27 protein-coding genes are annotated in these 25,552 nt (G+C 64.5%); 5 read left to right on the forward strand and 22 right to left on the reverse strand.

What is annotated here, in order from left to right; translation table 11 throughout:
- Positions 1–18 precede the first annotated feature (18 nt).
- Entirely contained in the window at positions 19–870 is an 852-nt protein-coding gene (locus CH286_RS17195; protein ID WP_094609860.1) for a GntR family transcriptional regulator, read from the reverse strand.
- A 279-nt stretch (positions 871–1,149) separates the two neighbouring features.
- Between CH286_RS17195 and CH286_RS17200 the strand changes: the two genes are divergently transcribed.
- On the forward strand, positions 1,150–2,067 hold the full coding sequence (locus tag CH286_RS17200; RefSeq protein ID WP_094609861.1) for an ABC transporter ATP-binding protein: 918 nt from the start codon (positions 1,150–1,152) through the stop codon (positions 2,065–2,067).
- A 10-nt stretch (positions 2,068–2,077) separates the two neighbouring features.
- Here the strand turns inward: CH286_RS17200 and CH286_RS17205 are convergent, their stop codons facing one another.
- From CH286_RS17205 to CH286_RS17220, 4 genes are read right to left on the reverse strand one after another with little or no spacing between them, the layout of a single operon-like run.
- The gene (locus CH286_RS17205) at positions 2,078–3,238 is read right to left on the reverse strand and encodes a serine hydrolase domain-containing protein (RefSeq protein WP_094609862.1); all 1,161 of its coding nucleotides are present in this window, start codon (positions 3,236–3,238) and stop codon (positions 2,078–2,080) included.
- Positions 3,228–3,854: a TetR/AcrR family transcriptional regulator gene (locus CH286_RS17210; RefSeq protein ID WP_094609863.1), complete on the reverse strand. Its 627-nt coding sequence runs from the start codon at positions 3,852–3,854 to the stop codon at positions 3,228–3,230. The genes CH286_RS17205 and CH286_RS17210 overlap by 11 nt, the downstream gene beginning before the upstream one ends.
- Positions 3,851–5,413 carry a class I adenylate-forming enzyme family protein gene (locus CH286_RS17215; RefSeq protein WP_094609864.1) on the reverse strand — a complete coding sequence of 521 codons (1,563 nt, stop codon included), beginning with the start codon at positions 5,411–5,413 and terminating at the stop codon, positions 3,851–3,853. Before CH286_RS17215 ends, CH286_RS17210 begins: the two co-directional genes overlap by 4 nt.
- Before the next feature lie 25 nt (positions 5,414–5,438).
- On the reverse strand, positions 5,439–6,101 hold the full coding sequence (locus CH286_RS17220; RefSeq protein ID WP_094609865.1) for a nitroreductase family protein: 663 nt from the start codon (positions 6,099–6,101) through the stop codon (positions 5,439–5,441).
- A gap of 183 nt (positions 6,102–6,284) precedes the next feature.
- Here CH286_RS17220 and CH286_RS17225 point away from each other — a divergent pair, with 183 nt between their 5' ends.
- Positions 6,285–8,225: a flavin-containing monooxygenase gene (locus tag CH286_RS17225; protein WP_255182688.1), complete on the forward strand. Its 1,941-nt coding sequence runs from the start codon at positions 6,285–6,287 to the stop codon at positions 8,223–8,225.
- Here the strand turns inward: CH286_RS17225 and CH286_RS17230 are convergent, their stop codons facing one another.
- Genes CH286_RS17230 through CH286_RS17240 form a run of 3 tightly spaced genes read right to left on the reverse strand, consistent with a single transcriptional unit; the run spans position 8,226 to position 10,179 of the window.
- The gene (locus tag CH286_RS17230) at positions 8,226–8,837 is read right to left on the reverse strand and encodes a hypothetical protein (protein ID WP_141215860.1); all 612 of its coding nucleotides are present in this window, start codon (positions 8,835–8,837) and stop codon (positions 8,226–8,228) included. It abuts the gene before it with no gap.
- A gap of 14 nt (positions 8,838–8,851) precedes the next feature.
- Positions 8,852–9,487, reverse strand: a complete 636-nt coding sequence (locus tag CH286_RS17235) for a hypothetical protein (protein WP_141215861.1) — start codon at positions 9,485–9,487, stop codon at positions 8,852–8,854.
- Between the two features lie 14 nt (positions 9,488–9,501).
- Positions 9,502–10,179, reverse strand: coding sequence for a hypothetical protein (locus tag CH286_RS17240; protein ID WP_094609896.1), 678 nt, complete (start codon positions 10,177–10,179; stop codon positions 9,502–9,504).
- Positions 10,180–10,441: 262 nt separating this feature from the next.
- Here CH286_RS17240 and CH286_RS17245 point away from each other — a divergent pair, with 262 nt between their 5' ends.
- On the forward strand, positions 10,442–10,969 hold the full coding sequence (locus CH286_RS17245) for a hypothetical protein (RefSeq protein ID WP_094609868.1): 528 nt from the start codon (positions 10,442–10,444) through the stop codon (positions 10,967–10,969).
- Between the two features lie 25 nt (positions 10,970–10,994).
- Positions 10,995–11,519, forward strand: a complete 525-nt coding sequence (locus CH286_RS17250; protein WP_094609869.1) for a hypothetical protein — start codon at positions 10,995–10,997, stop codon at positions 11,517–11,519.
- Positions 11,520–11,540: 21 nt separating this feature from the next.
- On the opposite strand, the gene CH286_RS17255 is transcribed toward CH286_RS17250, so the two are convergent.
- The 14 genes from CH286_RS17255 to CH286_RS17320 all read right to left on the reverse strand — a co-directional run bounded on the left by CH286_RS17255 (position 11,541) and on the right by CH286_RS17320 (position 25,168).
- On the reverse strand, positions 11,541–12,014 hold the full coding sequence (locus tag CH286_RS17255) for an ArsR/SmtB family transcription factor (RefSeq protein WP_094609870.1): 474 nt from the start codon (positions 12,012–12,014) through the stop codon (positions 11,541–11,543).
- Positions 12,011–13,117, reverse strand: coding sequence for a serine hydrolase (locus CH286_RS17260; protein ID WP_094609871.1), 1,107 nt, complete (start codon positions 13,115–13,117; stop codon positions 12,011–12,013). Before CH286_RS17260 ends, CH286_RS17255 begins: the two co-directional genes overlap by 4 nt.
- A gap of 99 nt (positions 13,118–13,216) precedes the next feature.
- Positions 13,217–13,990: an 8-oxoguanine DNA glycosylase OGG fold protein gene (locus CH286_RS17265; RefSeq protein WP_094609872.1), complete on the reverse strand. Its 774-nt coding sequence runs from the start codon at positions 13,988–13,990 to the stop codon at positions 13,217–13,219.
- A gap of 219 nt (positions 13,991–14,209) precedes the next feature.
- The gene (locus tag CH286_RS17270; RefSeq protein ID WP_094609873.1) at positions 14,210–15,046 is read right to left on the reverse strand and encodes an SMP-30/gluconolactonase/LRE family protein; all 837 of its coding nucleotides are present in this window, start codon (positions 15,044–15,046) and stop codon (positions 14,210–14,212) included.
- Positions 15,043–15,975 (reverse strand): sugar kinase, encoded by a 933-nt coding sequence (locus CH286_RS17275; RefSeq protein ID WP_094609874.1) that lies wholly within the window; start codon positions 15,973–15,975, stop codon positions 15,043–15,045. The genes CH286_RS17270 and CH286_RS17275 overlap by 4 nt, the downstream gene beginning before the upstream one ends.
- A complete protein-coding gene (locus CH286_RS17280) occupies positions 15,972–16,598 on the reverse strand; it encodes a bifunctional 4-hydroxy-2-oxoglutarate aldolase/2-dehydro-3-deoxy-phosphogluconate aldolase (protein WP_094609875.1) in 627 nt (208 codons plus the stop codon). Before CH286_RS17280 ends, CH286_RS17275 begins: the two co-directional genes overlap by 4 nt.
- Positions 16,599–16,624: 26 nt before the next feature.
- Entirely contained in the window at positions 16,625–17,773 is a 1,149-nt protein-coding gene (gene dgoD / locus CH286_RS17285; protein ID WP_094609876.1) for a galactonate dehydratase, read from the reverse strand.
- Positions 17,770–18,489, reverse strand: coding sequence for a FadR/GntR family transcriptional regulator (locus tag CH286_RS17290; RefSeq protein ID WP_094609877.1), 720 nt, complete (start codon positions 18,487–18,489; stop codon positions 17,770–17,772). The genes dgoD and CH286_RS17290 overlap by 4 nt, the downstream gene beginning before the upstream one ends.
- Before the next feature lie 31 nt (positions 18,490–18,520).
- Entirely contained in the window at positions 18,521–19,261 is a 741-nt protein-coding gene (locus tag CH286_RS17295) for an SDR family NAD(P)-dependent oxidoreductase (protein WP_094609878.1), read from the reverse strand.
- Positions 19,258–20,442, reverse strand: a complete 1,185-nt coding sequence (locus CH286_RS17300) for a DUF4380 domain-containing protein (protein ID WP_094609879.1) — start codon at positions 20,440–20,442, stop codon at positions 19,258–19,260. The genes CH286_RS17295 and CH286_RS17300 overlap by 4 nt, the downstream gene beginning before the upstream one ends.
- Positions 20,439–21,533, reverse strand: a complete 1,095-nt coding sequence (locus tag CH286_RS17305; RefSeq protein ID WP_255182689.1) for a zinc-dependent alcohol dehydrogenase family protein — start codon at positions 21,531–21,533, stop codon at positions 20,439–20,441. The genes CH286_RS17300 and CH286_RS17305 overlap by 4 nt, the downstream gene beginning before the upstream one ends.
- 38 nt (positions 21,534–21,571) lie before the next feature.
- Positions 21,572–22,624 carry an ABC transporter permease gene (locus CH286_RS17310; RefSeq protein WP_255182690.1) on the reverse strand — a complete coding sequence of 351 codons (1,053 nt, stop codon included), beginning with the start codon at positions 22,622–22,624 and terminating at the stop codon, positions 21,572–21,574.
- Position 22,625: 1 nt separating this feature from the next.
- A complete protein-coding gene (locus CH286_RS17315; protein WP_255182691.1) occupies positions 22,626–24,218 on the reverse strand; it encodes a sugar ABC transporter ATP-binding protein in 1,593 nt (530 codons plus the stop codon).
- Positions 24,185–25,168, reverse strand: coding sequence for a substrate-binding domain-containing protein (locus CH286_RS17320; RefSeq protein WP_094609881.1), 984 nt, complete (start codon positions 25,166–25,168; stop codon positions 24,185–24,187). Before CH286_RS17320 ends, CH286_RS17315 begins: the two co-directional genes overlap by 34 nt.
- A 144-nt stretch (positions 25,169–25,312) precedes the next feature.
- Here CH286_RS17320 and CH286_RS27875 point away from each other — a divergent pair, with 144 nt between their 5' ends.
- Entirely contained in the window at positions 25,313–25,486 is a 174-nt protein-coding gene (locus tag CH286_RS27875) for a DUF6670 family protein (RefSeq protein WP_176458272.1), read from the forward strand.
- The last annotated feature ends 66 nt before the right edge of the window (positions 25,487–25,552 follow it).

The following is a 25,552-nucleotide window of genomic DNA, read 5'->3' on the forward strand; positions in this document are numbered from 1 at the left end:
TCGCACGACCCCCTGGTGTCAGTTCAGGGTGGTGGTACCGGCAGTGACAGTAGATCCGATGATGGCGACTCGGTCGGCTCGGAAGTGAGTGAAACTGAGCTCGGACGGACGGCCATCGGTGTCTCGAGTAATCAACTCGCGCAACAATACCGGTGATCCTACCTGCATCTCGAGTAGCTCGGCCGCCCGTTCCTGGCAGGAGATCGCCTCTACGACGGAGCTGCTTCCGCCGTAGGTGGTGCCGAAGATTCGATGATGCGCGACGGCGATCGGTGGGAACTCCGAGTGATTGCTCTCGATGCGTTCGGTGAACTCGCCGATGTCGAAGTCCGTGATGCAGTAGCCGACGCGAAGGTAGAGCGGCTTTGCGTTCATCCGGCCGATCTGTTCGAGCAGAATCACCGACTCGACGTCGGTACCGATGAACTCCTGAATGACCGCAGGTGCAGTGATGCGTCTGCATTCCAGTGTCTCCACCGTCAGTCGGCCCGCGTCCGGCATGCCCGCCCACGCTCTCGGGCCCACTTCGCCGTCGCGTACGGCCACGATGTCGTGAGCGATCGATGTCCCTGCTCGACGCGCCCGCAGCACGACGCCATCGTCGGCGAGCATCTGAAGTGCCTTGCGCACAGCATTTCTCGTCGCTCCCAACGTCTCGATGAGATGCTGCTCCGAGAGAACCTCGTCGTGCGGCATCGTGCCGCGGCGGATTCCCGAGCGGATCAGTTCGTACACACGGCGGGGGGAGGTTACGGACTTCTCGCCGCGGTTCGATTGCGCGCGAATGTATCTGGCGCGCTGCTCGTCGGCCTGTCTGCGTAGATGGGCGGCAACGGTGCCGGATTGGTCGTCGAAGAAGGGGCGAGTCATCTGTCATCGCCTTTCGGGGATGCGCATGGGAGATCCGAGGTGGCCGCAGCGTCGAGATCACCGATGATGACTACGAGCATATCGGACGTGGGCGGTGAACTTGTTGTTCGAGCTACGGCCTTAACGAAGAAAATTACGAACAAATACCTGCTCAGGGACGTATGGGCGCGGCGTAGAGGCTGCGTAATGCGCTGTTTACCGCCGACGCGGCTCAGGGAAACACCGTGCCGCGACCATGGACACCGTACATAATCGACGGCGTATCGGCAGGAGTTCCCAATGACGACAACCGCAGAGCGAGAATCGCTTTCGCTTTCCAGTCGCGATCATGACACCGATGACTACTCGCTGGTAACCGACCGGCCGGTTCTCGGTGTCGAGGATCTCACTGTGACATACGGAACCGGTGACTCTGCGGTGGTCGCGGTGAGGGAGGCATCGTTCGAGATTGCACCGGGCGAGAGAGTTGCTCTGGTGGGTGAATCGGGTTCGGGGAAGTCGACCTTGGCTATGACGATCGCGGGATTGCTGGACGTGTCGGCGGGCGCAACAGTGGAATCGACGCGTCTCGAATTCGAGGGCAGCCCCGCCCGGCCGGAGACCGGTCGCAGCGTGCCACGGCGCACCGACGGAATTGCGATGGTGTTTCAGGACGCTATGACGGCACTCGATCCGGTGTGGACCATCGGGGGCCAGTTCAAGCACGTGCTCGCGGGAGCGGGAATCAAGGGCAGGCGTGAGCGTGCGGATACCACTGCGTACTGGCTGAACAAGGTCGGGCTCTCCGACACGAAGCGAGTGATGCGGAGTCGGCCGTACGAGTTGTCCGGCGGAATGCGTCAACGGGTGATGACGGCTCTGGCGTTGTGCGGGTCTCCGCGTCTGCTGATTGCCGACGAGCCGACCAGCGCGCTCGATGCATCTCTTGCTCGCGGAACGATGGAGCTGCTGCAGAACCTGACCCAGGAGCAGGGGACTGCGCTACTCATCGTCAGTCACGACATCAAGCTGTGCCTCGAATTCTCCGACACCATGCTGGTGATGTACCGGGGCGAGTTGGTGGAGCAGAAGGCGTCCGCGGAAATTGTCGCAACCGCGGTGCATCCGTACACCAAGGGTCTGTTGGGTTGCGTCCCCACTCTTGCGAACCGTTCGGCGACGAGACTTCCCGTGCTCCGAGACTTCATGTCTGCCTGACGGGTCTCGTTCAGTCGCGACCTGGTTTCGAAGTAGTGGATGACACGGCTTCGTAGACAGCCCGCACGTACTGCTCTGCCCGGTCGGAGCCGATGATTCCCGGACCCATTCGGTTCATGACATAGGAGATGGTCAGCTGCGATTCCGGATGCAGAACGGTCAGCGATCCGCCCCAGCCTCCCCAGAAGCAGATCTTGCCGTCGGGGATGTACGGCATCGATTCCTTCTGTGGCAGAGCGAAGCCCAGGCCGAAGCGCAGCGGAATTCCCAGGGCTAGGTCGACTCCGCTGGACTGCTCCTCGAAGATCGTGTCGATCGTCCCCGGGCTCAGCAGCCTTACTCCGTCGACTGTTCCCCCTCGGGAGATGACCGACAGGATTCTCGCGACCGATCGGGCATTGCCGTGCCCGTTCAGTGCACCCATGTCCGCGGCACGCCACCCTGGGGTGTTTGCCGACGATGCCTGCACCAACGGTCCGAGAAAGGTCTTACGACGCACCATCGTCGGATCGGGCACAGCATCATCGGACGGAGGGGGCGGTGGAACCACATCGGCGATCCGGACCCAGTCGCGTTCGGCGGCACCGATCTGGAAGTCGGCTCCGAGGGGACCAGCAATCTCGTCGGTGACGAACTGCCGCAACGACTTTCCCGTGACGCGGCGGACGAGTTCACCGATCAGGTGGCCCTGACTGGCCGCGTGATACCCCGATGTGGTGCGCGAATCCCACCACGGAGCCTGCGCTGCCAGACGCGAGGTCGAGAGTTCCCAGTCGTAGAGGTCCTCTTCGCTGAACGGCCTGTCCCAACCCGAGACTCCGGAGGTGTGCGACAGCAGGTTCCGGACCGCGATGTCCTGCTTGCCTGCCGCTGCGAACTCGGGCCAGTACGCTGCCACCGGCGCATCGGGATCGAGCACTCCACGGTCGATGAGCATCAACGCCGCCAGGCACGTCACCATTTTCGTCGTCGACCACACGTTGGTGATCGTGTCCGACTCCCACGGCAGGCGGCGCTCGGCGTCGCGGTAGCCACCCCAGAGGTCGACAGCGGTGTGGCCGTCGATGTCGACCACCACAGACGCGCCGAGTTCGGCTCCGCTCTCGAGGTTTGCGCTCAGGGCGTCGCGCACCGCCGCGAATTCGGGCTCGCAGTGACCGTCAATCGCCATGTGCTGCGCCAAGAATACGGTGGACGGCCAGTTCGACGTAACCGTCGGCGACGTCGTCGATGCTCAGCTCTCCGCCGTCGTGGAACCAGTTGCTGATGCCGTTGAGCATGTCGGTCAAGGCGAACGACGCCAAGCGCGCGTCCGGGACGGTGAACTCACCGCTGCGCATTCCGGCGGTGATGACGTCGCGGACTCGTCGTTGGTACTGACGGCGATAGTCCTCGATGACAGTGCGGTGCTCGGGGGTGAGCGAGGCCAGTTCGTGCAGCCCCACGATGTACTCCACCCGCCGCCGGTTGAGATGCACCAGGTGCGCCCGCACCAGAGACGAGATGCGTTCGGTGGGGGTTCCGGCCGCGTCGAGCAGCGGCAGGTTCTCCTCGGCCGGCTCCTGCGTGACCGTCAGACAGATCGCGAAGAGGATGTCTTCCTTGGACGGGAAGTGGTGGTAGAGGCTGGCACCCTTGATGCCGACGGCGTCGGCGATGTCGCGCATGCCCACGTTCGAGTAGCCCTCACGCGCAAAGATATTCGCGGCGTTGGCGACGATGTCGTCTCGCCGTTGACGGGTCCGTTGCTGTCGGGGAAGAGTGGTGACCTCGGATGGCTGCGTCATACGGTCTCCTCGACCGCCGCCAGTAGTCGCAGTTCACGCTTGAGGATCTTGCCCTGCGGGTCGACGGGCAGTTCGGCCACGATGTGCACCGATTTCGGGGCCTTGTACGACGCCAACTCGGTGCGGCAGTACTCGATGATCGCGGCCGGGTCGGCGGTCACCCCGTCGCGGGCGATGACGAAGGCGGTCACGGCCTCGGACCAGTACGGGTCGGGTACCCCGACGACGGCGGCACGCAGCACATCCGGGTGAGTGTGGATGGTGCGTTCCACTTCCTGCGACGACACGTTCATCCCTCCCGACTTGATCATGTCCTTCATCCGATCGTAGAAGAACAGGTTGCCGTCGGCGTCGATGCGCACCATGTCGCCGGTGTGCACCCATCCGTCCCGGAACACTTCGGCAGTGCGCTCGGGGTTCTTGAAGTAGCCGAGCATCACCGATGGAGTGCGGCAGAGCAATTCGCCGATCTCGCTCTCGTTGCCCGCGGGGTCGACCACCTTGATCTCGAGGTGAGTGACGGGCTTGCCGATCCACGACGCGTCGCCGTCGGGAATGTCGTCGAGTGTCGAGAACCACCCGACCGAGCCGAGCTGCGAGAGTTCGGACTGTCCCCAGTAGGTGCCCCAAATGGCCTCGGGTGCCGCGGCTGCCCAGGCGCTGATCGTGTGCGGTGACACCTGGCCACCGTAGGTGAGGCAGCGCCTCACCTGGCTCACTGCCTCCGGGCCGAACTGCTCGTCACGGGCCAGGGCCAGATAGAACGTGGGTGTCTGCGCGATGACGGAGATCTTCTCGGCGGCGATGATGCGGAGCGACTGCGCCGGGTCGACAGTCGCGGGCAGTACGAGGGTCGCGCCCATCAGTGTGAGGGTCGTCATCGAGCCGAGTCCGGCGATGGTGTGGAACGGCATGACGAACAGCCAGGTGTCTTCCGGTCCGGTGCGCAGGCCCCAGCTCCACGCGGGCGCGGTGGAGATCAGAAAATTACGGTGCGGGATCATCACCCCCTTGGGAGCCGCTTCGGTTCCCGAGGTGTAGATGACCATCGCGACGTCGTTCTCGTCCATCTCGACGTCCGGCTCGGTGGACGGGGTGTTCGCCGTCAGTGCGGCGTATTCGGGTCCGAACGTCACCAGGGTGGTGGTGTCCGGCTTCACCGAGGAGATGATCTCGGCGTAGGCCGGATCCGCCACCACCACAGTCGGTTCCGCGTGTTCGAGTTGGTGCTTCACCTCGGCGGCGCGATACATCACGTTGATGCCGGTGAAGGCCGCACCGGCCTTGAGTGTGCCGTAATACGCCACCACCACATCGACGCTGTTGCGAGCCATCGATGCGACGCGGTCACCCGAGGTCACCCCGAGATCGACCAGCAGGTTGGCGAACTGGTTTGCGCGTGAGTCGAGTTCGCCGTAGGTGGTGACCTCGCGGGTGCCGTCCGCCGCGTAGCTGATGAACGCGACCTTGTTCGGCTGAGTCCGCGCATGGCGACGAAGCTGATCGCCGATGGTGGCGCGGCCGATGGGGGAGCGATGGTGAATGGCGGTACCGGGCACGGCGGACTCCTTCAGATGCTGTGGTTTAAAGTGCAGGCGAAAGCGCAGCGGAGTCGAACATCGGCTGCGAGAACGTCTCTGCCGCAACGATCTGCTCTACGGGATCGCGAGTGAGCTTGCGAGGGAACGACTTCTCGGGATATCCGACGGCAATGTGCGCGGCGGTGATGTAGTCGTCCGGGATGCCGAGCAGATCGCGGATGGCCGGTTCCTCGTGGCACAGCAACGTCGTCACCGCGGTCGCGACGCCCTGATCGCGCAGGCTCAGGCACAGGTTCTGGACGGTGGGGTAGATGGATGCGCCGCCGACGACGGAGAGTCGTCCGAGTTCGTGGTCGGTGGGGTGCAGTCCGTCCAGCGCGGCGCAGACCACAACGATGGCGGGCACCTCGGCGAGGTGGCGGGCGAAGTAGTCGGCGTCCTGGACGGTCTTGGGCAATGCGCCGACGGCGACGGTTCCGCCGGTGATGCCGGCGAAGTAGGCGTCCCACATCGGGAGGTAGAGATCGGCGAGGGCCTGCTTACGGGCGGCGTCGCGCACAACGATCCATCGCACGGGCTGACGGTTTCCGCCCTGGGGGCCGAAGCGGGCGACGTCGAACGCGGCCTTGAACACCTCGTCGGGAACGGGATCGCTGAGGTACCGCCTGCAGGTGCCGGTGGTACGCATCGCCTCGGTGAGTTCCATGGGTGTTTCCCTTCGCCTGTCCGCTGTTAGGTAGTGCCATGAAGCATCGTGTGGCGTGGGCCACATTGTCAAGACTCGAATCGCTGTGAATTTCGAGATCGCGAATCCCTTGCGTGAAATTGCCTAACCGTGGTTAGTTGAGCTGTCGGAGTCGGATGGAGCAGCGCGCAGCAGGAGGTACCGGTGTCCACAGACGCAGGAACGGCAGCGGAGACCGTGGGTGGGGTTGATCGGGACCGGGTAGATCGGGACCGGCTCTCACGTGCTCTTACCGCGGCCAATCTGCCCACGCTGGTGGCGGCGCTCTATCAGTTGACCGGAGATCCCATGTGGCTCGCCGATCCGTATCGCCCCACGCGTAGTCGGGGCATGGACAACAACGACACGGGCGGATTCGACGACGCAGTTGCCGACCGCATCCGATCTGCGGCGCTCGACGCGATCTGCGCGTTCCACGAGGGTGCGCCCATGGCGGTGCCCTCGCCCGACTCAGAGCACCTCGTCGAGATGATCAGCGTGGCCGTCGGTGAGCAGGTTCCTCCTGAGTTCGGCGTCATGGTTGCCGAGGACATGGGGTTCACCGCCGCGGACACTCCCGTGGCCGCGCCGAACGATCTGTCGGTCATCGTGATCGGTGCCGGTGTCTCCGGGATGCTCGCGGCCATCAAGCTGCACGAGGCGGGCATCAGTCACACAGTGCTGGAGAAGAACTCCGACGTGGGCGGCGGCTGGTTCGAGAACACCTACCCCGGTGCCGGTGTCGACACCCCCAGCCACCTGTACTCCTACTCCTTCGCGCCGCGGGCCTGGAGCACCCACTTCGGCAAACGCGACGAGGTGTGGCGGTACCTCAGCGATGTCGCGTCCGAACACGATCTGCGGCAACGTATTCGATTCGACACCGAGGTTGCGACCGCCGAGTACGACGCCCAGCGACAGGGCTGGACCGTCACGACTGTCGACGGCGACACGCTGACCGCCGACGTGGTGATCACCGCGACCGGTCAGCTCAATCGGCCGAAGGTGCCCCACATTCCCGGGCTCGAGTCGTTCGATGGACCGATCTTCCACACCGCGAACTGGCCGGCCGATCTGGATCTGACCGGTAAGCGCGTCGCCATCGTCGGAACCGGGGCCAGCGCCATGCAGGTGCTGCCGGCCATCGCGTCGACGGTGGGGCATGCGACGGTCTTTCAGCGCTCGCCGCAGTGGGTGTCGTCGAGCGATGTGTACTTCACCGAGATGGGCGACGACGCCAACTACCTCATGGATGTCGTTCCGCTGTATCGGCTTTGGTACCGGACCAGACTCGCCTGGAACTTCAACGATCGGGTGCACAGTTCGCTGCAGGTCGATCCCGAGTGGGAGCATCCGCAGCGCTCGATCAACCCGGCGAACGACGCGCATCGACGGGTCTTCACCCGCTACATCGAAGCCGAGCTCGAAGGCCGACCGGACCTCATCGAGAAGTCACTTCCCGATTACCCGCCCTTCGGCAAGCGGATGTTGCTCGACAACGGCTGGTACGCCGCGCTCAAGCGCGACAACGTCACGCTCATCGCCGACGCTGTCTCCTCGATCACTGCCAACTCGGTTGTGGCACGGGATGGTTCGGAGACCGAGGTCGATGTGGTGATCCTCGCGACGGGATTCGAGACCCACAAGCTGCTGACGCCGATCGACGTGCGCGGACGGTCGGGGGAGTCCATCCGCGATATCTGGGGCCCGGAAGATGCGCACGCGTACCTCGGCATCACCGTCCCGGACTTCCCGAACTTCTTCATCACCTGCGGCCCCGGAACGGTGCTGGGCCACGGGGGCAGTTACATCACCATCGCCGAATGCCAGGTGCGCTACATCGTCGATGTGTTGATCGACATGGTGGACAAGCGGATCGGAGCCATCGAGTGCAAGGCCGACGTGGAGACGGAGTATGTCCGCAAACACGACGAGGCGCACGCGAAGATGATCTGGTCGCACGGCGGCATGGACAACTGGTACCGCAACGACGCCGGACGCGTGGTCTCGACGCTGCCATGGCGCATCGTCGACTACTGGGAGATGACGCGGCGGGTCGATCTGGACGACTTCGTCACGGAGCCTCGTCTGGATGAGGCTCGGTGATCAGTTCCACGTCGCCTGCTGCATCGACAACACGAATCCGTGCCCGCCGCCCGCGTCGCAGACCATTGCCTCGACCCGCGAATAGCAGGTGTAGCCGTTGAACGAAATCGATGTGTTGTACTCCAGCGGCTGAGCATTCTCGACCCCGAAAGCGCCTTGGTTGAAGCACATCGGCGTCACCTGCCCGGGATCTAGGAAGAAGCCTTTGCTCATTTCGTCGGCCGAAAACGGCGGCTTGTCGCAGTCGGCACCGTCGGGCACCGGTGCGTTCGTGGCTTGACAGCCCGAAGAGAACGCGGTGAACCCGAGCTTGCAATAGACATTGCCGGACGGCGACTTCCACCCGACCTCGTTGTTAATGGCGGCATATCGTGCCGGGTCGATGGGAGTGATCGGCGCCGAGTCGACCGATGGTGTTGCTGGAGAATCGGATTCACTGTTGCCCGGTTGCGGAGTGACCGAGGGTGACGCTGATGCGTCGGTCGATGTCGCTGGCGCACCAGCAACCACAGTGGGAATGACAGACGGCATCGCATCCGTCGGTTCGTCCGAACTGCTGCAACCCGCCAGGGCAAAGCCAATACAGGTAATGGCGATGACGACCGTGCGCATCCTGGGCCCCGTCATCAGTTGGACGTCGCTTGCTGCATCGACAACACGAAACCGTGGCCGCCTCCGGCGTCGCAGATCATCGCTTCGACACGGGAGAAGCAGGTCATCCCGTTGAACGTGATAGAGGTGTTGTATTCCAACGTCTGCGCGTTCTCGACGCCGAATTGGCCCTGGTTGAAGCAGGTCGGCGTCACCTTCCCCGGCACCATGTAGAAGCCTTTGCTCAGTTGGTCGATGGTGAACGACGGGGTGACGCAGTTCGCGCCGTCCGGTACCGGAGCATCTCCTGACTGGCACCCGGATCCGAATTCGGTGTTGCCGATCTTGCAGTAGATCTTTCCGGACGGTGACTTCCACCCGACCTCGTTGCCGTACGCGGTGTAGCGGGCCGGGTCGACGGGGGTGATCGGTGCGGTGTTGTTCACCGGGTCCGCGCTGTTCTGGCCTGGATCGGCGGTCTCCGGTGCGGCGTCGGAGACTGTGGTGTCGGCCGGCGGGTTTGCAATGGTCACCTGGGGCGGCGCGGGAATCTGCGACGCGGCGCTGGGAGCTGGGGCCGGTGCGGTCGCGGGGGCATCTTCGTTGCCGCAGGCCGTCATAGCGAAAGCGACGGCAGCACTGGCCGCGAGTACGGCTGCTCTACGGAACATTCGGAGCTTCTTCATCAGAACGCGATGTTGACGTCGCGGGAGATCATGAATCCTCTGTCGCCGTCGTAGCAGGTGATCCCGGCTTCGGCGGAGCGGCAGAAGTTGCCCGTCACTCCGATGACCTGGCCGTACTGAAGTACCTGAGTGTCGCCGTTGTTCGGATCGCCGACGAAAATTCCCTGGTTGGTGCAGATCTGTTCGACAGTGCCGTCTTGGTTGATCTTCACCCCGTAGGTGTTGTTAGCCGTGTTTGCGCACTCGCGTCCGGTATTGCCCGGCACCGAGTAGCGAACCTGGCAGCCCACGATGGTGCCGGGAGCATTGGACGAGTTGAATCCGCAGAACACATTTCCGCTGGGGGACTGGAAGAAGTACTGGCCGCCGGCCTGCTCGTAGTCGCGCGCATCGACGTTGACGTCGTCACGGTTGGGAGCGGGCGGCACTGCTGCAGGCCCTGCATCGGCGGGCTGCTCAGATGCCGGAGTCACGACCTCCGAAGCCTCGACCGCTGGTCCGTCCGTTCCGGTGCCACCGCCCACGTCGGGGGAGTCGGCGGCTGACGGAGCGGGCGCTGCGCTGGTGACCGGCGCTGGATCGGTGCTGGTCGGCTCCTGGGAACCGCACGCGGTGGCCCCAAGAGTGGTCGCGGCGACCAGCGCACACATGGCCACGATGTTGCGGACTTGCCTCATTCGTTCGTCCTCACCGGTGGCGCAGAGTGCATCACCTCTTGGCACGTTTATCGAACGGGTCAAGTGGTCTGTTAACGTCTTTCGTATCACGACCCCGTCACGAATCGGTATACGGGTAGACGATCGGACATTTCGCCTGCGAGGGTGAAACGACGAAACACTCAAGAACCAGTTGATGTTTCAGCTTCAACCTGAGACGCCTGGTGTGAGATTTTTTCCGATCTGGAATCACGTTGTGTGACATAGACGAAAGGCATGCAGTATGCGAAAGTCATTGCGGGGAGCGGTAGTAGCGACGGCACTTACTGCTCCCTTGGTGTTCGGTATCGGAGCGGGCACGGCGACTGCGTCGCCGCAGGTGACGAATCTGCAAGTGCCGATCGTGACCGGGTTCCAGATCGCTCCCGGAGCCGTCCCCGGTGGCTTCTTCCAGACCATTCCGATGAAAGCCACCGTGGGCGACGAGCCCGGTGTTGCCCGCTTCTCGGCAGCGAACATTGCCCCATTCGCCGACCAGTATCCCTACCGGTATCTGAACCTGACCTGGCGGAACTTGGCGACGGGCGCAACGGGTGCCGCCGACCTTCGGCACTGGCAAGACGATCCGACACCGTCGCCCGAGGGACCCTACGGACGGGAAGATCTTCCGCTCGAGGTGGTAGCAAACACCGGCTCGGGTCCCGTCGTGGTGACGGTGACGCACACCCGGGACTACTCGAACGGCGGTCAGTGGGGCTCTCCGTACCTCGACACGCTTCTCCCCGGTGCCGGCGTAGTACTGGTCCCCTGATTCGAACGCGAACGAAAGGCACACAATGCGAACATCTTTGCGACGCGGAGTAGTGGCGCTGGTGGTCTCCGTACCACTGGTTCTGGGTGTGGGAGTGGGCGAGGCGACGGCAGCACCCACGACGTCCGAGCTTCTGGTGCCCGTCGTCACCGGGCCGGAGTTCGGACCGGCTGGGGTTCCAGGTGGACTCGTTCAGACGATTCCGATCAAGGCGACAGTAGGTGAGAAGCCGGGTGAGGTGCGCTTCGCGGCTGCAGACATCAGGCCGTACTACTACCAGTTCAATTACCGCTTCCTGACGGTGAACTGGCGCAATCTCGCCACCGGTGCCGTCGGAGCGGTCGATATACGGCACTGGGAAGCCCTCGAGAATCCATCGCTACCGATCAACGCGGAGCCGAGATATCCGGTCAATCTGCCTCTCGAAGCGACCGCGCAGACCGGTGCGGGCCCGGTGGTCGTGATGGTCACCCACAACCGTGAGCAGTGGCAAGCCCCGCCGGCATCGAACGCCCTCATCCCCGGCTTGGGTGTGTTGTTCGTGCCCTGATCCGACGGTTGCGCGAGGCGGTCAGGTGCCCAGATCGCCCGCGATATCAGCAGCAGCGAGCATCGAAACAAGCACCGGCACGACGCGTTTCGCGGCGATTCGGTAGTCGCCGCGGCCCTGCTGCTCGACGATGTTCGCCGAACTGAGCGTCTTGAGGTGGTGATAGATCTGACCGGACGAGCCGACTCCCACCGCCGCGTGCAGGTCTGCCGCGTTCGCTGGGCCGCGAAGCAGTGTCCGCACGATCTGCAACCGCACTGGATGTCCCAGGGCAGCAAGCACTTCTGATGCCGACGGAACGGGTAGCTCCACGATGGCGTCGGGGGAGTAGCCGATGTCCCAGCGGACCGTGCCGTACAGATGCACGTCGCCTTGGTAGGCGATCAAACCGCCGGTCGACGGTACAGCCTCGAGCTGCTCGGGAGCGTCGCGTCGTTCCAGTTCGGCGACGCGGGCTTCCAGCTCTGCCAGTCTCGACTCGAACTCTGTGCTCACACCACGCAGGCTATCCGGTCTAGAACCTCCGTCGAGAGCATCGCCTCGACAATGAGTTGCTGCTGCGTGCCGGCTCCGGCCATGGCTTGATCGAATCGGTCGGCCGACAGTCCGTCGGTGAGCCACACCGCCGTCGCGACTGTTCCGTCGTTGCGGCGCAACTCGAATCCCTGGGTCAGGACACCGGGGAGGCTGCCACCTTTGAAGCCGACACCGAGAACGCTGTCGCCGGCGGGTTGCCATTCCAGTTGGCGCAGAATGGTGTCGGATGCGTTGCCATAAGTGCCGTCCGTGAAGGCGCGATACATTCCGTTCAACTCTTCGGCCGAACCGCCGCGGAAACTGCTCTCAACCCTGGCGGCCTGGTCTTCGTAGATCGGCACTTGCACGGACGCCTCGACCTGGGCCCGGAACTGCGGGTCGAACGCCCACTTCTGTGCAGTCTCCCAGGTATCTGCATCGGCGAGTTCGGGATCGAAGACCGAGAGCATGTCGGCCACCATGCTCGGTAGCTCGAAGTTCTCCCAGCCTCCGGTTGCTGCGGCGTCGACGAGTGCCTGATCGCCGAGTCGGTATCGGAGGTAGTCGGGCACCGAGTTGTCGCTTTCCTGGATCATGGCCGAGACCATGTCGTCGATGCGGACCGTGGCGTTGGGGTCGGTTGCGTTGGTGCCGGCGTTCGCAATACCCAACCGGGTCAAGGCCTTCGGATGTGCATTGGCGTCGGTACCGGGTACGTACCAGTGTTCCCAATCCGACAGGGCCACTTGCTCGTTGGGGTCAATGGTGCCGTTCGCGACTGCCTGCGCGTATGCGGCGAGATGCACCACCTTGATTGCGGAGGCGAGTACCTGCTCCTGGTCTGCCCGATGTTCGACGGTTCGGCCGCGGCCGTCGTCGATGACAAGGCTGACTGTGTCGGGCGCTTGATCGATCAGTCCGATCCAGCCGTCCTCGGTCGCGAGGTCGGTGGACGTGACGGGCGCGCAGTTCTCTGGCGTCGGGGTAGTGGTGGTCGCTGCAGTTGCGTCGGTGTCGGTGGCGCATCCGCCCACCAACAGCGCAGCTGCACAGGCTGTCGAGATCCAGGTCGAGCGTCGCATCGAGTTCTCCCATCCGTTATTCCGTAATTCCGGAATAACCATAGAGTCGGGAGTTCGACGCCGCAAGAGCTGAATAGGATTTGCTCGTGAACTGGCTGTTCAGAACAGCGTTGGTGCGGTGTAGCGACCGTGTCGTGCTTCGTTGAGTCGGGCGCTCCAGCGCTGCACGAGCCACATTTCGACGAGTTCGGGGCTGGTGCCGATGTCGGTGGCCCATGCGGTGATGAGTTCGACGTAGCGGTCGTAGCGTCGACGAGTGAAGCCGGTGACGGACGGATCTTCGAGCCACCCTTCGTGGATGAGGGTCGAGACTCCGTATTGGTCGATCAGCTGCGCCGGGCCGCCGTAGACCGAGGCTTTCACCGCCCACAAGAACGTGGCCATCAGCGACATTCCGACGCCGGGAGCATCGGGCCAGCCGGACCAGGTCGAGTTCGGGTGGTCGGGTACTGCGCGGTTGCGGACACAGCTGTTGAGCACGGCAAGAGTCTTGGCGACGGGGTTCTCGTCGGGACGGCTGAGGTGCGGGTTCATGACGTCCGGAAATCTCCGCATTGCTCTGCGGTGCCGGTGGCTGCCCTGCCATGCTGCGCAGAGAAACAACAGGCCGAGCGAATCGTGTTCGCCTACAGCCAGATCGGTGCCGATCCGAAGATCGTTGCGCTGCACCGTGGCACCGCCGTACTCCACGATTTCGCCGTCGAGATTGCGCCCGCGCAGCCGAAGGTCGTGGCCTGCCCGGTCGAGGTGGCCGTTCCACCAATCCAGGTCCACCTCCACACCGTCGTCGAGGACATGCAGGTCGTAGCTGCGGTGCTGACACCACTGCACACAGGCCGTGGGCGGCGGAAACCCCTCGTCGAGTCGTGACATACCGCCATCGAAGCATCGGGTACCGACACACTTGCGTTTGTGCTGTGTGTCCTGCGATGGTCAAGGGGCTGTGAGTACTTTCAGCGGATCAGGAAAGCCGCCAGGTATCCGGGAGCCGTCGCCCTGCGACCCTGTCGAGATCAGGTCACCCTGGTCCGATGCTCATGGCAGACCACACACTTCGCTGGTCGAACCCGGGGACACCCTGGATCGAATAGGTCAACCACCGAACATCGCGGTCGGCACACCGGCGACGGTGGTCGACGCAACCAGGGTCGCTCCGTCCCAGGGGCCCGGCGCGTCGAGTCCGGTCGTTGCGGTGGTGACCAGAATGCGCCCAGAGGCGAGGGCAATGCTGGTCGGCTGAGCTGCGGGGACCGGAACGATCTCCTCGAGTCCCCCATCCGGCGCATACCGATGAAGACGGTGCCCACCCCACAGCGCCGACCAGAGGTACCCGTCGGCGTCGACGGTCATTCCATCCGGACTGGCGTCACCGACTTCGGCGAAAACTGTTGGGGCAAGAAGATGGCCGTTGTCGGCCACGTCGTACCGGGTGATCAATCCCGCCGAGCTCTCCGCCAGATACATGACGGATCCGTCCGCGGAGAAGGCCGGACCGTTCGGAATCGTCAGTCCGTCGAGGACACGACGAATGCTGCCGTCGACGTCGACACGCACGAGGAACCCGGTGCCGGGATGGTCTCCGTACGGCATGGCACCTGCCCAGAATCGGCCGTGCGGATCGGCGACCCCGTCGTTCATGCGCATCGGCACCAGTGCGTCGACCAGCAGGTCGGCAACCCACTCGATCTCGCCGCCGGACCGGTCCAGGAAGGCGATCCCGTTGCCCGCAGCGGCAATCCATCCTCCATCCGTTCGAGGTGCCACAGCCCCGAGAGGTACGTCCAAGTTGTGAAGCATCGAGCCGTCGTCTGCGATCAACGCGCCGGCCAGTAGGTCGACGAACACGAATCCGCCGTCCGAGGCTCTTGCTCCTTCGCCCAATTCGTATCGCGCATCGGACAGCGGTGCCCATTCACCCACGAGAGTCATCGCAGCGCCGCCCCGGATTCGGTGGTGATCAGACCGAGCTCCCCGCGTGTGGGTAACCCCTCCCAGTCACCGCGGGTCGATACTGCGAACGCTCCCAACGTGTTCGCACGAGCGAGCCGTTCGGTGATGGACAGCCCGTCGAGACGGCCGGACAGGTATCCCGCGGTGAATGCGTCGCCCGCTCCGATGGAATCGACGACTGTCACTCGGTGGCCGGGCTCTTCGTCGACGCCATCGTGGGTGTGGACGGCGGCACCGTCGGCGCCTCTCTTGATGACCACCTCGTGCACCCCTGCGTCGAGCAGTTCGTCCGGATGCGTTGCGACCAGATCCAATTCGTCTTCGGACGCAATCACGATGTGTGAAGCACGAACGAGCGGACGCAGCACCGCGGCCGCTGAATCCGGGTCCCACAGCCGGGACCGAAAATTGACGTCGAACGACACGAGCACACCGTCGGCGCGGGCACGCCGTACAGCGGTCTCGATCGCGGCGGCGGCATCCGTCGACAGCGCGGGCGTGATGCCGGTGAGGTGGAGGATGCGGGGCGACTCGGTCAACGCAGTGACGGCGTCGGCAGGGGTGAGCCGGGATCCTGCCGAGCCCGAGCGGTGGTATTCGACGCGAGTGACGTCGGGCAGGCGCTGCTCGAACATCACCAGCCCGGTGGCGTGATCGGGATCGCGAACCACGGTGTCCGTCAACACGTTCTCGGCTCGTAGTGTGCGGAGGATCAGTTCGCCGGATTCGTCGGCACCCACCCGTCCGGCCCAGCGGACCCGATGGCCCAGCCGAGCGAGACCGATGGCGACGTTGGTCTCTGCCCCGGCCATCGCCACGGTCGCTGCGCCACCGAACTTGATCAGGCCTGCGCACCGAACTGCCACCATCGACTCACCGATGGTCACGACGTCGAGGTCGGCAGTCATCGGTCGGTTCGGACAGCGTCGAGAAACGCACGCGCGCGGTCGCGAAGTTCGCCGAGATCGCCACCGTTCGGAGCGTCGCCACACAGTGGACTGGCGACGCCGACAGCGGTGGCCCCGTTGGCGAGATATGTCGCGATTGCGTCGGCCCCGACCCCGCCGACCGGGATGAGCGGCACATCGGGGAACGGTGCCCGCAGATCCTTGAAGTACTGCGGTCCGAAGACCGACGCCGGGAAGATCTTGACGCCGTCGACGCCGAGGCCGACTGCCGTGACGACTTCCGTCGGTGTCAGTGCGCCACACAGCACCGGAATACCGCCGGCGACAGCAACTTCGACCGACGGTGCGACGGCGGGGGTGACGACGTACGTCGCGCCGGCGTCTCGTACCCGCGCGACATCCGCCGGGTCGATCACTGTGCCGGCCCCCAGCTGAACCTTCCCGTCGAGGCGAGCGGCAACAGTCTCGATGACCCGCAGTGCGTCGGCCGACGTCAGCGACACCTCGAAGAGACGGACCCCTTCGTCGGCGAGGGCGAGGGCGGTGTCGATGGACGCTGCGGCGTCGGTACCGCGGATGATGCCGAGCAATCGGTGATCGCGAAGGTCGTCCAACAGAGTCATGGAAGTTCTCGTTTCTGTAGAGCTCGTCACCATTCGGCGAACGAACCATCCGGGTGGTGCCAGATCGGGCCGTGCCAGCTCTCGGCAACGGCGTCGGCGCGACGTACAGCATCCTCGTCGACCTCGATGCCCAAACCGGCTGCGGTCCAACGCTCGACGTGACCGTCGACGAAGGCGAACGGTGACCGGTCGAGCACATAGTCGAGCAGCTCCGCGCTGCCTTCGTTGTAGTGAATGCCGATGGACTGCTCCTGCAGTAGGAAGTTCGGCGTGGCGAATGCGACTTGTAAACTCGCCGCCAACGCGATCGGACCGAGTGGGCAGTGCGGTGCCAGCAGAGCCCCGAAAGTGTCGGCGAGCGTGGCGATGCGCCGCACCTCGGAGATTCCGCCCGCATGGGAGATGTCCGGTTGAACGACGGTCACGCCGGCTTCGAGGACAGGCAAGAACTCCGCGCGTGAGAACAACCGTTCGCCGGTGCCGATCGGAACACTGCTGCTGGACACGATGTCTCGGAGTCGATGCGCAAATTCCGGGAGCACCGGTTCCTCGACGAACAGCGGCCGGAGCGGCTCCAACATCGGTAGCAGTCGCCGCGCGTCCGCGACACCGACTCTGCCGTGGAAGTCGATCGCCACGTCGTTTCCGTCGCCGATCGCCGCACGAACCTGCGAGACACGCTCCACCACACCATCGAGCTCGGCTGCGGTGGCGAGACGCCCCAGGCGGCCGCACGCGTTCATCTTCAGTGCAGTCAGCCCGTTCTCGATCTGAGCCTGGGCAGCGTCGGCCACCTCGGCCGGTTCGTCGCCGCCGATCCATCCGTATACGCGGACTCGGTCGCGCACCGCGCCGCCGAGCAGCTGATGGACGGGCACACCGAGCGATTTGCCGAGGATGTCCCACAGTGCCTGGTCCAGTCCGGCGACTGCGCTGGACAGCACCGGTCCGCCGCGATAGAAACCGCCTTTCGTCATCACCTGCCAGTGCGCTTCGACGGTGCGGGGATCGCGGCCGATGAGGAGCTCGGCCAGTTCTCGAACGGCGGCGCGCACCGTGTCGGCGCGGCCCTCGACGACGGGCTCACCCCACCCGACGATGCCGGCATCGGTCTCGACGCGGCAGAACAGCCAGCGGGGTGCGACAGCAAACGTGTCGATTGCAGTGATCTTCACTCGTGGTCCTTGCTGTTGATCAGTTCGAGCACGCGCGACAGGTCGTCGACGGACTTGTCGAGAAGCGCACGGGTCAGCTCGACCGCACCGGCCGCATCGCTCGCTCTGATGGCGTCGACGACGGCACGGTGGCTGGGGACCGGATTGTCTTCGGTGTGGTTGTGCACCAATGAGTCTCGAACCATCAGGGCCGGTTCTACGAAGATGCTCATGCTGGCGAGCATTTCGTTGTGGGCCGCACGCAGCAGTATCGCGTGCCAGGCAAGGTCGGCTGCGGCTGCTTGGTCCGCACCGGCCGATGACGCTGCCTCCATGTTGTCGAGCGCTGCCTCGAAGTCGGCGAGATCGTCGTCGGTGCGGCGCAGCGCAGCGAGGCCTGCCGCCGACGGTTCGATGATGGCGCGAACCTCGGCCAGCTCGGTGAGCATTGCCGCCGCATCGCCCGCGGCGTGCCGCCATCGGATGACGTCGCTGTCCAGCACGTTCCATGCGGCCCGGTCGCGGACGAAGGTGCCGCGTCGCTGCCGAGAATCGAGCAAACCCTTCGCGGCAAGCACCTTGATGGCCTCCCGCAACGCCGTCATCGACAGGTCCATCTCCGAGCCCAGAGCGCGAAGGTCGAGGGTCTCACCAGGGGTGATGGTGCCGTCCACGATGCGTGAGCCGAGCAGTTCGACTGTGGTGCCGTGCAATCCGCGTCCTGTGTAGCCCGTCATGCGATCCCCTTCACGCCATCGGTGTGCTCGCTCATGCCGAATTCTTGGTGATACTCCACCCGCCGTCGACGACGAGGGTGGCTCCGGTGATGAACGAGGCGCCATCGCCCAGTAGAAATTCGATCGGTGCCGCCACCTCGTCCGGTTGTCCGAGTCGGCCGGTCGCGGTGTGGGCCGCACTGGCTGCGCGGTCTGCATCCGAGATCCCGTCCCACTGCGCGGTCAGCACCGGTCCGGGCAGCAGACAGTTCACCCGGACCTCGCCACCGTATTCGGTCGCGAGCTGGCGAGTGAGACCCGTCAGCCCGGCCTTGGTCGCCGCGTAGGCAGGGACGGCGGGGAGCCCGAAGTTGGCGTGCACCGATGACACGAGCACGATCGACCCGCTCCGGTCGCGGCGCAGATCGCTCAAGCATGCCCGCACACCGAGGAACGTTCCGGTGAGGTTGACGTCCAGTTGCCGTTGCCACGACGCCAACGTCATCTCGTGCAGTGGCACCCGGTCGGTGGCGAGGGCGTTGCTCACGAGGGCATCCACCGGACCGAGTTCGGCGTGGACCCGGTCGAGCGCATCGTTCCAATCGTTCTCCGACGTGACATCGCCGACGAACGCGAGAGCTCGCCCACCTGCCGACTCGATCTCTGCTGCAACCTCATCGACTCGATCGTCGAGATCCAACAACGCGACGGACCACCCCGATGCCGCCATCCGACGGGCCGTCGCGGCACCGATACCGCCGGCCGCGCCGGTGATGAGAACGGTGCGTGTCATGGAGTGTCCTTCCGTGCTGGGGTCACGTCGTAGTCGGTCCCGGTGTAGTCCCGCAGCGTCGTATCACCGACAACCGCGATGGTATGAGCATCGCCCGCCCGAACGGATGCCACGGCCTCACCGTCGACGATGAGGTCGCCGGAGAGGTAGCTGCAGAAGCGGTCGTCGCCTTCCCAGTGTCCGACCGGAGTGACGGCGCGGACGTCGCCCGAACCTTCGGAGAGACCACTGCGGTAGCGGTAATCGGTTCGATCACCCGGTGCCAATGCGGCCGAGGGGCCGAGCAGTTCGATCTCCACGATGCGAGCGCTGGGGTGCAGGCCACCCAGGTGGGTGATCGGGTGGGTGAGGGGGTGTTCCATCCAGACCTCGACCCGCGAGCCCTGATCCGGATACTCGGCAGTCGGGTCGACGGTGAACGTCTGCGTCGCGGTGGTGCCGAAAGCGTTGTGCGCCAACCATCCGCTGGCTCCGGGTACACCGACCTTGACGACGATGTCCTGGTGGGCCACGTGCAGTCGGTCGGCACCCAGAGCGTCCACGCGCGGTGCGCCCGTGCCGACGGCCAACTCGACTGATCGGTGATCGCCGGGCTCGACGCCGATGTCCACACCGCCGGACCCGGGTTCGCCGCCCGCGCGCTGGGTGACGTTCCACAGCGCCCATCGCACGTTGTTCTCGGAGGTGTTCTGCGCGGACAAGTGCACGTCGTAGGCGCTCTGCCCGCGGGTCACGGTGACCGCGCGCGTGAGGGTGAGGCCGGTCCGTGGGTCGTGGCCGCTGGCCATGGTCACGGTTGTCGACTCGTCGGTGCGGTCGACGGTCCAGTCGTAGCAGCCGGAATCCAGCACGGGGTCCGGTGGTCCCGCCCATTCGTTCGCCGCCGACCAGCCCTGCGGTGCCGGCCACGTCTTGTCGCCGCCGTAGTTGTTCCACAGGCTCATCGCGCCGGAAACGGGTTCGGGGACATGTGACCCGACCGGATGCAGTGCGTCATCGAGCAGAGACGCGTTCCGCCACAACAACTCCTGCCCTCGCAGGCGGATCGAGAGTAGGCGTCCACCCAGCGCGGGGACGAACCCGAGGCGCAGTACGGCGTTGTCGATCCATACGACGTCGGGTCGGGCGTCGCCGCCTTCGTCGATCTCGGTGGCGACCTCAGTAGGCAAGGGCACTGTCACCGAACCGAATTCGAGACGAACACGACTTTGCCTCGACTGCCGCCGGCGGCCAGAGCGAACGCTTCTTCGGCCTGGTCGAGCGAGAAGCGATCGCTCACCACCGTCTCCGGACGCAGACCCCAGGCGACAAGGTTGTGGGCCAGGTCGGACATTGCTTGCAGCGACGTGACCCAGGATGCGTGCAGCGTCAGTTGCTTGTGCAGCAACGTGTCCGAGACTTCCGTGTCGAAGCGGCCACCCTCGCCGATGAACGAGACGTGGCCCCATTCGGCCGCGTGTTGCACGGCGGTAGTGCGGCCCGGTGCCGAGCCCGAGGCGTCGATGGTGAAACCGAACCCGGCACCACCGGTCATCTCGGTGAGAAGGGCGTCGGCCTCGTCGGGAGAGACAGTGGCGTCGAAGATCCCGAGGGAGTCCGCCCAGGTGCGGCGTATTTCGGACAACTCGACGCCGACCACTCGTCGTGCGCCCATCCCGCGCCCGATCATGCCGGCCGCCAATCCGACCGGTCCCAACCCGACGACCAGCAAATCGCCCTCTCCGCTGACTCCGATACGTCGTAGACCTTCGTACGCGGTCCCGAATCCGCATGCGATCAAGGCACCGTCGATGTACGACAATTCCTCGGGCAGTGGTACGCACGTCCGCTCTTCCGCGAGAACGTAGCGGGCGTTGCCGCCGTCACGTTGCCAGCCGTACGACTCACGGGAATCCGCAGTGCAGCTGATGTAGTACCCGCGGCGGCAGTTGTCGCAGAGCCCGCAGCCGGCGATGTGGTAGACGATGACTCGATCTCCGGCGGTGAACCGTGCGCAATTCGGTCCCGCCGCAACGACGCGACCCGACGGCTCGTGACCGGAGACGACGCCGCGGTAAGCGGGTCCGTCGATCCCGCGGTGTGTCTTGTACTCCCTATAGATGTAGCTGATGTCCGTGCCGCAGATTCCGGCGGCACCGACCTCCACCAACAGCTGGCCCGGTCCCGGTGTGGGCACGGAGACGGTACGCCGTTCCGTGGTGGAGTTGCCCGGGAGGTAGATGCCGGGCATCGTCGCGGGGACGACGGGGGAATCTTGCTCGACTGTGGTCACGATGTTCTCCTGCTTTAATTCTGAGTTGGGACGGTGGGTCAGGAGGTTCGCATCGCCGCGGCGCTGCGCCGGCCGATGAGTGCGTTGATGAGAACGGCACCGACGATGATGACTCCGCGGATGACGTCCTGCAGGAACGAGTTCACACCCAGGAGCACCAGACCGTTGCCGATCACCGTGATGAAAACCACGCCCAGGAACGTCCCGAGCATGGTGCCGCGTCCACCGGCGAGTGCTGCGCCGCCGATGACGACTGCTGCGATGATGTCGAACTCGAGCCCGGAGCCCGCGCTTCCTGAGCCGGCACCCAAGCGTGCCGCGAGCAGGATTCCCGTGATGGCCGAGAGCAACCCGGTGGTGGCGAACAGCAGGATGCGGACCTTCGTGAGGTTGATACCCGACAGTCGAGCGGCCGACGCGTTGCCACCGATGGCGTAGATGGAGCGGCCGTAGGCGGTGAACTTGGCAATGTAGACGAACACGACGAAGAGAACGAGCATGACGACAGCCGACGTCGGGATGCCGAGAATGGAACCGCCGAGGAGGTCGAACAAGCCACTTTCGGGGAGCACGACGGGTAGGGCGTCCGTGAGGTAAAACCCGAGTCCGCCCAGAACACTCCACAATCCGAGTGTGGCGATGAAGGACGGGACCTTGAAGGCTGCCACCAGCCAGCCGGCCAGTGCGCCCCACGCGATGCCGAGTACCAGGGTGAGGAGGACTGCGCCGACGATCCCGAATCCCCATGTGGTGCTGCCCATCGCGACGACCACGGATGCGAAGGCGACGGCAGGTCCGATGCTGATGTCGATCTCACCGGCGATGATCACCAGCGTCACGCCCCACGCCGCGATACCGATCGTCGCCGCATCGCGCAGAATGCCCAATTGGTTTGCGCCGTCCATGAATCCCGCGGCGGTGAGGCCGAGTACCACGTAGAGGGCGATGATCGCGACGACCAGCCCAATCTCGTTCAGCTGGTGCGAGCGTGAGCTCAGCCAGCTGCTTTTCTTCGTGCCTTCGCCTGCGGGCCGGTCCTTGTCGATGGTGACCATGTCGGTCCTTCTCTCGTCGTCGCTCGGGGTCGTCACGTCATGCCGCCATTGCGGCGACGAGAACGGAATCGATGGTGATGGCGGATCCGGTCAGCTCGTCCGCGACCTCTCCGCCGCGAATGGCTATGACACGGTCACAGACCAGCGGTATTTCTTCGAGTTCGCCGGAGACGAAGATGATGGCGGCACCGCCGTCGGCGAGTTCGCGTACGAGGCGATAGATCTCGGACTTGGCTGCGACGTCCACACCTCGGGTCGGTTCGTCCAGCAACAGGATGCGGCTGCCGGCGTGCAGCCAGCGGCCGATGACGGCCTTCTGCTGATTTCCGCCGCTCAGGTTGACGATAGGTGTGGCAGCCTTGGCGGTGGCGATCGACAAGCGGGAGATGAGGTCGGCTGCTGCCGACCCGACTCGCTTGTAGTCGATGGTGGGTCCACGACTGACGCTGCGCAGGTCCGACATCACCATGTTCTCGTCGACTCCCAGCATCGGGACGATGCCGGCACCTTTACGGTCCTCCGGAGTCATGCCCACGCCGAGCTTCTTCATGTGCGATGGAGAGACGGAGTCGACCGTCGTACCCTCCACCACAACGGAACCCGAGACAATAGGGTCGAATCCGGCGATCGCACGGAGAAGTTCGGTGCGTCCCGATCCCATCAGCCCGGCCAGGCCGAGTACCTCTCCGGCGTGGACATCGAAGGATACGTCCCGAATTTTCGGCGGCAGAGAGAGATTGCGCACCGACAGCAGGGGAGTGCGGGCGCGGTTCACGTCGCGTTCGACTCGCATCTCGGCCTCGGTGACGCCCCCGACCATGAGGTCCACGACGTGCGCGGTGGTGGCCTCTGCGAGCGAGACGGTGTCGACGATGCGGCCGTCGCGCATGACCGTGGCGGTGGTGGCGACCTGCCGGATCTCGTCGAGTCGATGGCTCACGTACACCACGGCGACGCCGGTGGAGGCGATGCGGGTGACGGTGCGCAGCACGATCTGAACTTCCGCAGCGGCGAGCGCGCTGGTCGGTTCGTCGAGAATGAGCAGCCGAGGGCGTCGACGGACAGCTCGGCAGATTTCCACCAACTGTTGTTCGGCGAGAGGCAGTGCTTCGACCCGGCTGAGTGGATTGATGTCCAGGCCGAGTTCGTCGAAGATGCTTGCGGTCTCGCGTCGCATCAGCGCGTAGTCGATTCGGCCTCCGGAGCGGGGCCAGACGCCGAGAAACATGTTCTCCGCAACCGTAAGTGACGGGACGAGGCTGAGTTCCTGGTGGACGGTTTCGATGCCGAGGCTGGTCGACTCTCGGACACCGCCGTCTCCGAGGAGAGCGCCGTCGATGCGGATCGTTCCGGCGTCCGCGATCTCGACTCCGGACAGCAGCCGGATCATTGTCGACTTGCCGGCTCCGTTGCGTCCCAACAGAGCTCGGACTTCACCGACGTGGATGGTGATAGAAGCGTCGGTAAGAGCGCGAACTCCGGTGTAATGCTTGGTCAGTCCTTCGATTTCGGCGACGATGTTCGTGCCGGCGTGTTCTCGGTCGTTCATGGTGTCCTCTCGGCGCGGGCTCTGGTCGTCGGTGACTCCGCGGCCGGTCACGGAATGCCGTCCGGGTGCGTCTCGATCCATTCGCCGCCTGCCTCGGGTCCGACATATTCATCGATCGGAGCGCGAATCACCATGTCGGTCGGGGTTTTTCCGTCGAGCACCTCGAGTGCTGCGTTACCCGCCAGTTCGCCGACCTTGATGCCCGAGATGTCGGCGATGCCTTTGAGGATGCCGCCGTTCTGTAGCATTCCGGCCGCCTGGGTCGACATATCGCCGCCGAACACCACGACCTTGCCGGTGAGTCCGCGCGACTCGACGGCACGCACGGCGCCAATCGTCTGTGATCCTGCTTCGCCGTAGAAGGCGTTGATGTCGGGGGAGGAGGTGAGCACCTGTTCGGCGCGTTTCACGGCTTCGTCGAGGGTCAGGCCCTCCTGGTTGGCGACGACCTGTGCCCCGGGAATTGCCGCGGTCAGTGCTTCCTCGAAACCGATCCGACGCTCGATGCAAACTTCGAATTGCTCGCAGTTGATCACGGCCACTTTGGGTTCGGTGAGTCCGAGCTGTTGGAAATGAGCAGCCATTTGACGCCCGGACGCCGCCCCGAACTCTCTCGGATCTCCGAGGACGTAGGCCGACACCAGTCGCTCCGCGGCGGCGTCCTCGACGCAGGTGTTGTAGCAGATGATCGGCACGTCGTTCTCGTGTGCGAGTTCCAGCGCGGGGATGGAGGCGGTGGCCGACGAGGGGGAGATGATGAGTGCGTCGGCTTTGACCGACGCGACGGTGTCGACGAAGGTGCTTTCCTGTGACGCGTCCGATCGGATGTTGGCCTCGAGGAGTTGAGGCGAGTCGCCCACCGCGGAGAAGGCGTCGTCCACACCGCGGGCGACGCCGGCGTAGTACCCCTCCGCGTTGAGGTACACGACCGCGATCCGTCCGTTCTCACCGATCCGGTCGGCGCAGCCCGTAGCGGAGACGGCGACCAGCGCAGCACCGATCACGGCACCGAGCTTCCACTTGAACTGCATATGACCTCGATGTTCTGGAGGGGCGACCTTGTCCGTTCCACAGTGACCCATGCCACCCGCCGACGTCAATACTAAATTATTATTTATTTCCAACTGGGGTCTGGACCTGCTGTTTTTGTCAACTGAGCTCCTGCCGCACGGAGCGTGAACGACGATCGCGGTGAGCTGGTGCTTGAGATTCAGGCCACGATCGATGCTCTCTGGCGTGCGGGTCATGGCGTCGGCTTCGTCAGCGAATACGCCTACACCGGGCGGTGGGGCGACGAAGAACTCGAAGGCAGCGGGTACATCGTATGGGTGGACTGCGAGGTGCACTGATCTTCTGCGGACTGTCGGTCCCATATGGAACTGTGGGGTCTGGTTAGCCATCAGAACGAACAGGGG

The organism is Rhodococcus sp. WWJCD1 (assembly GCF_002258735.1).
Taxonomy (GTDB): domain Bacteria; phylum Actinomycetota; class Actinomycetes; order Mycobacteriales; family Mycobacteriaceae; genus Rhodococcoides.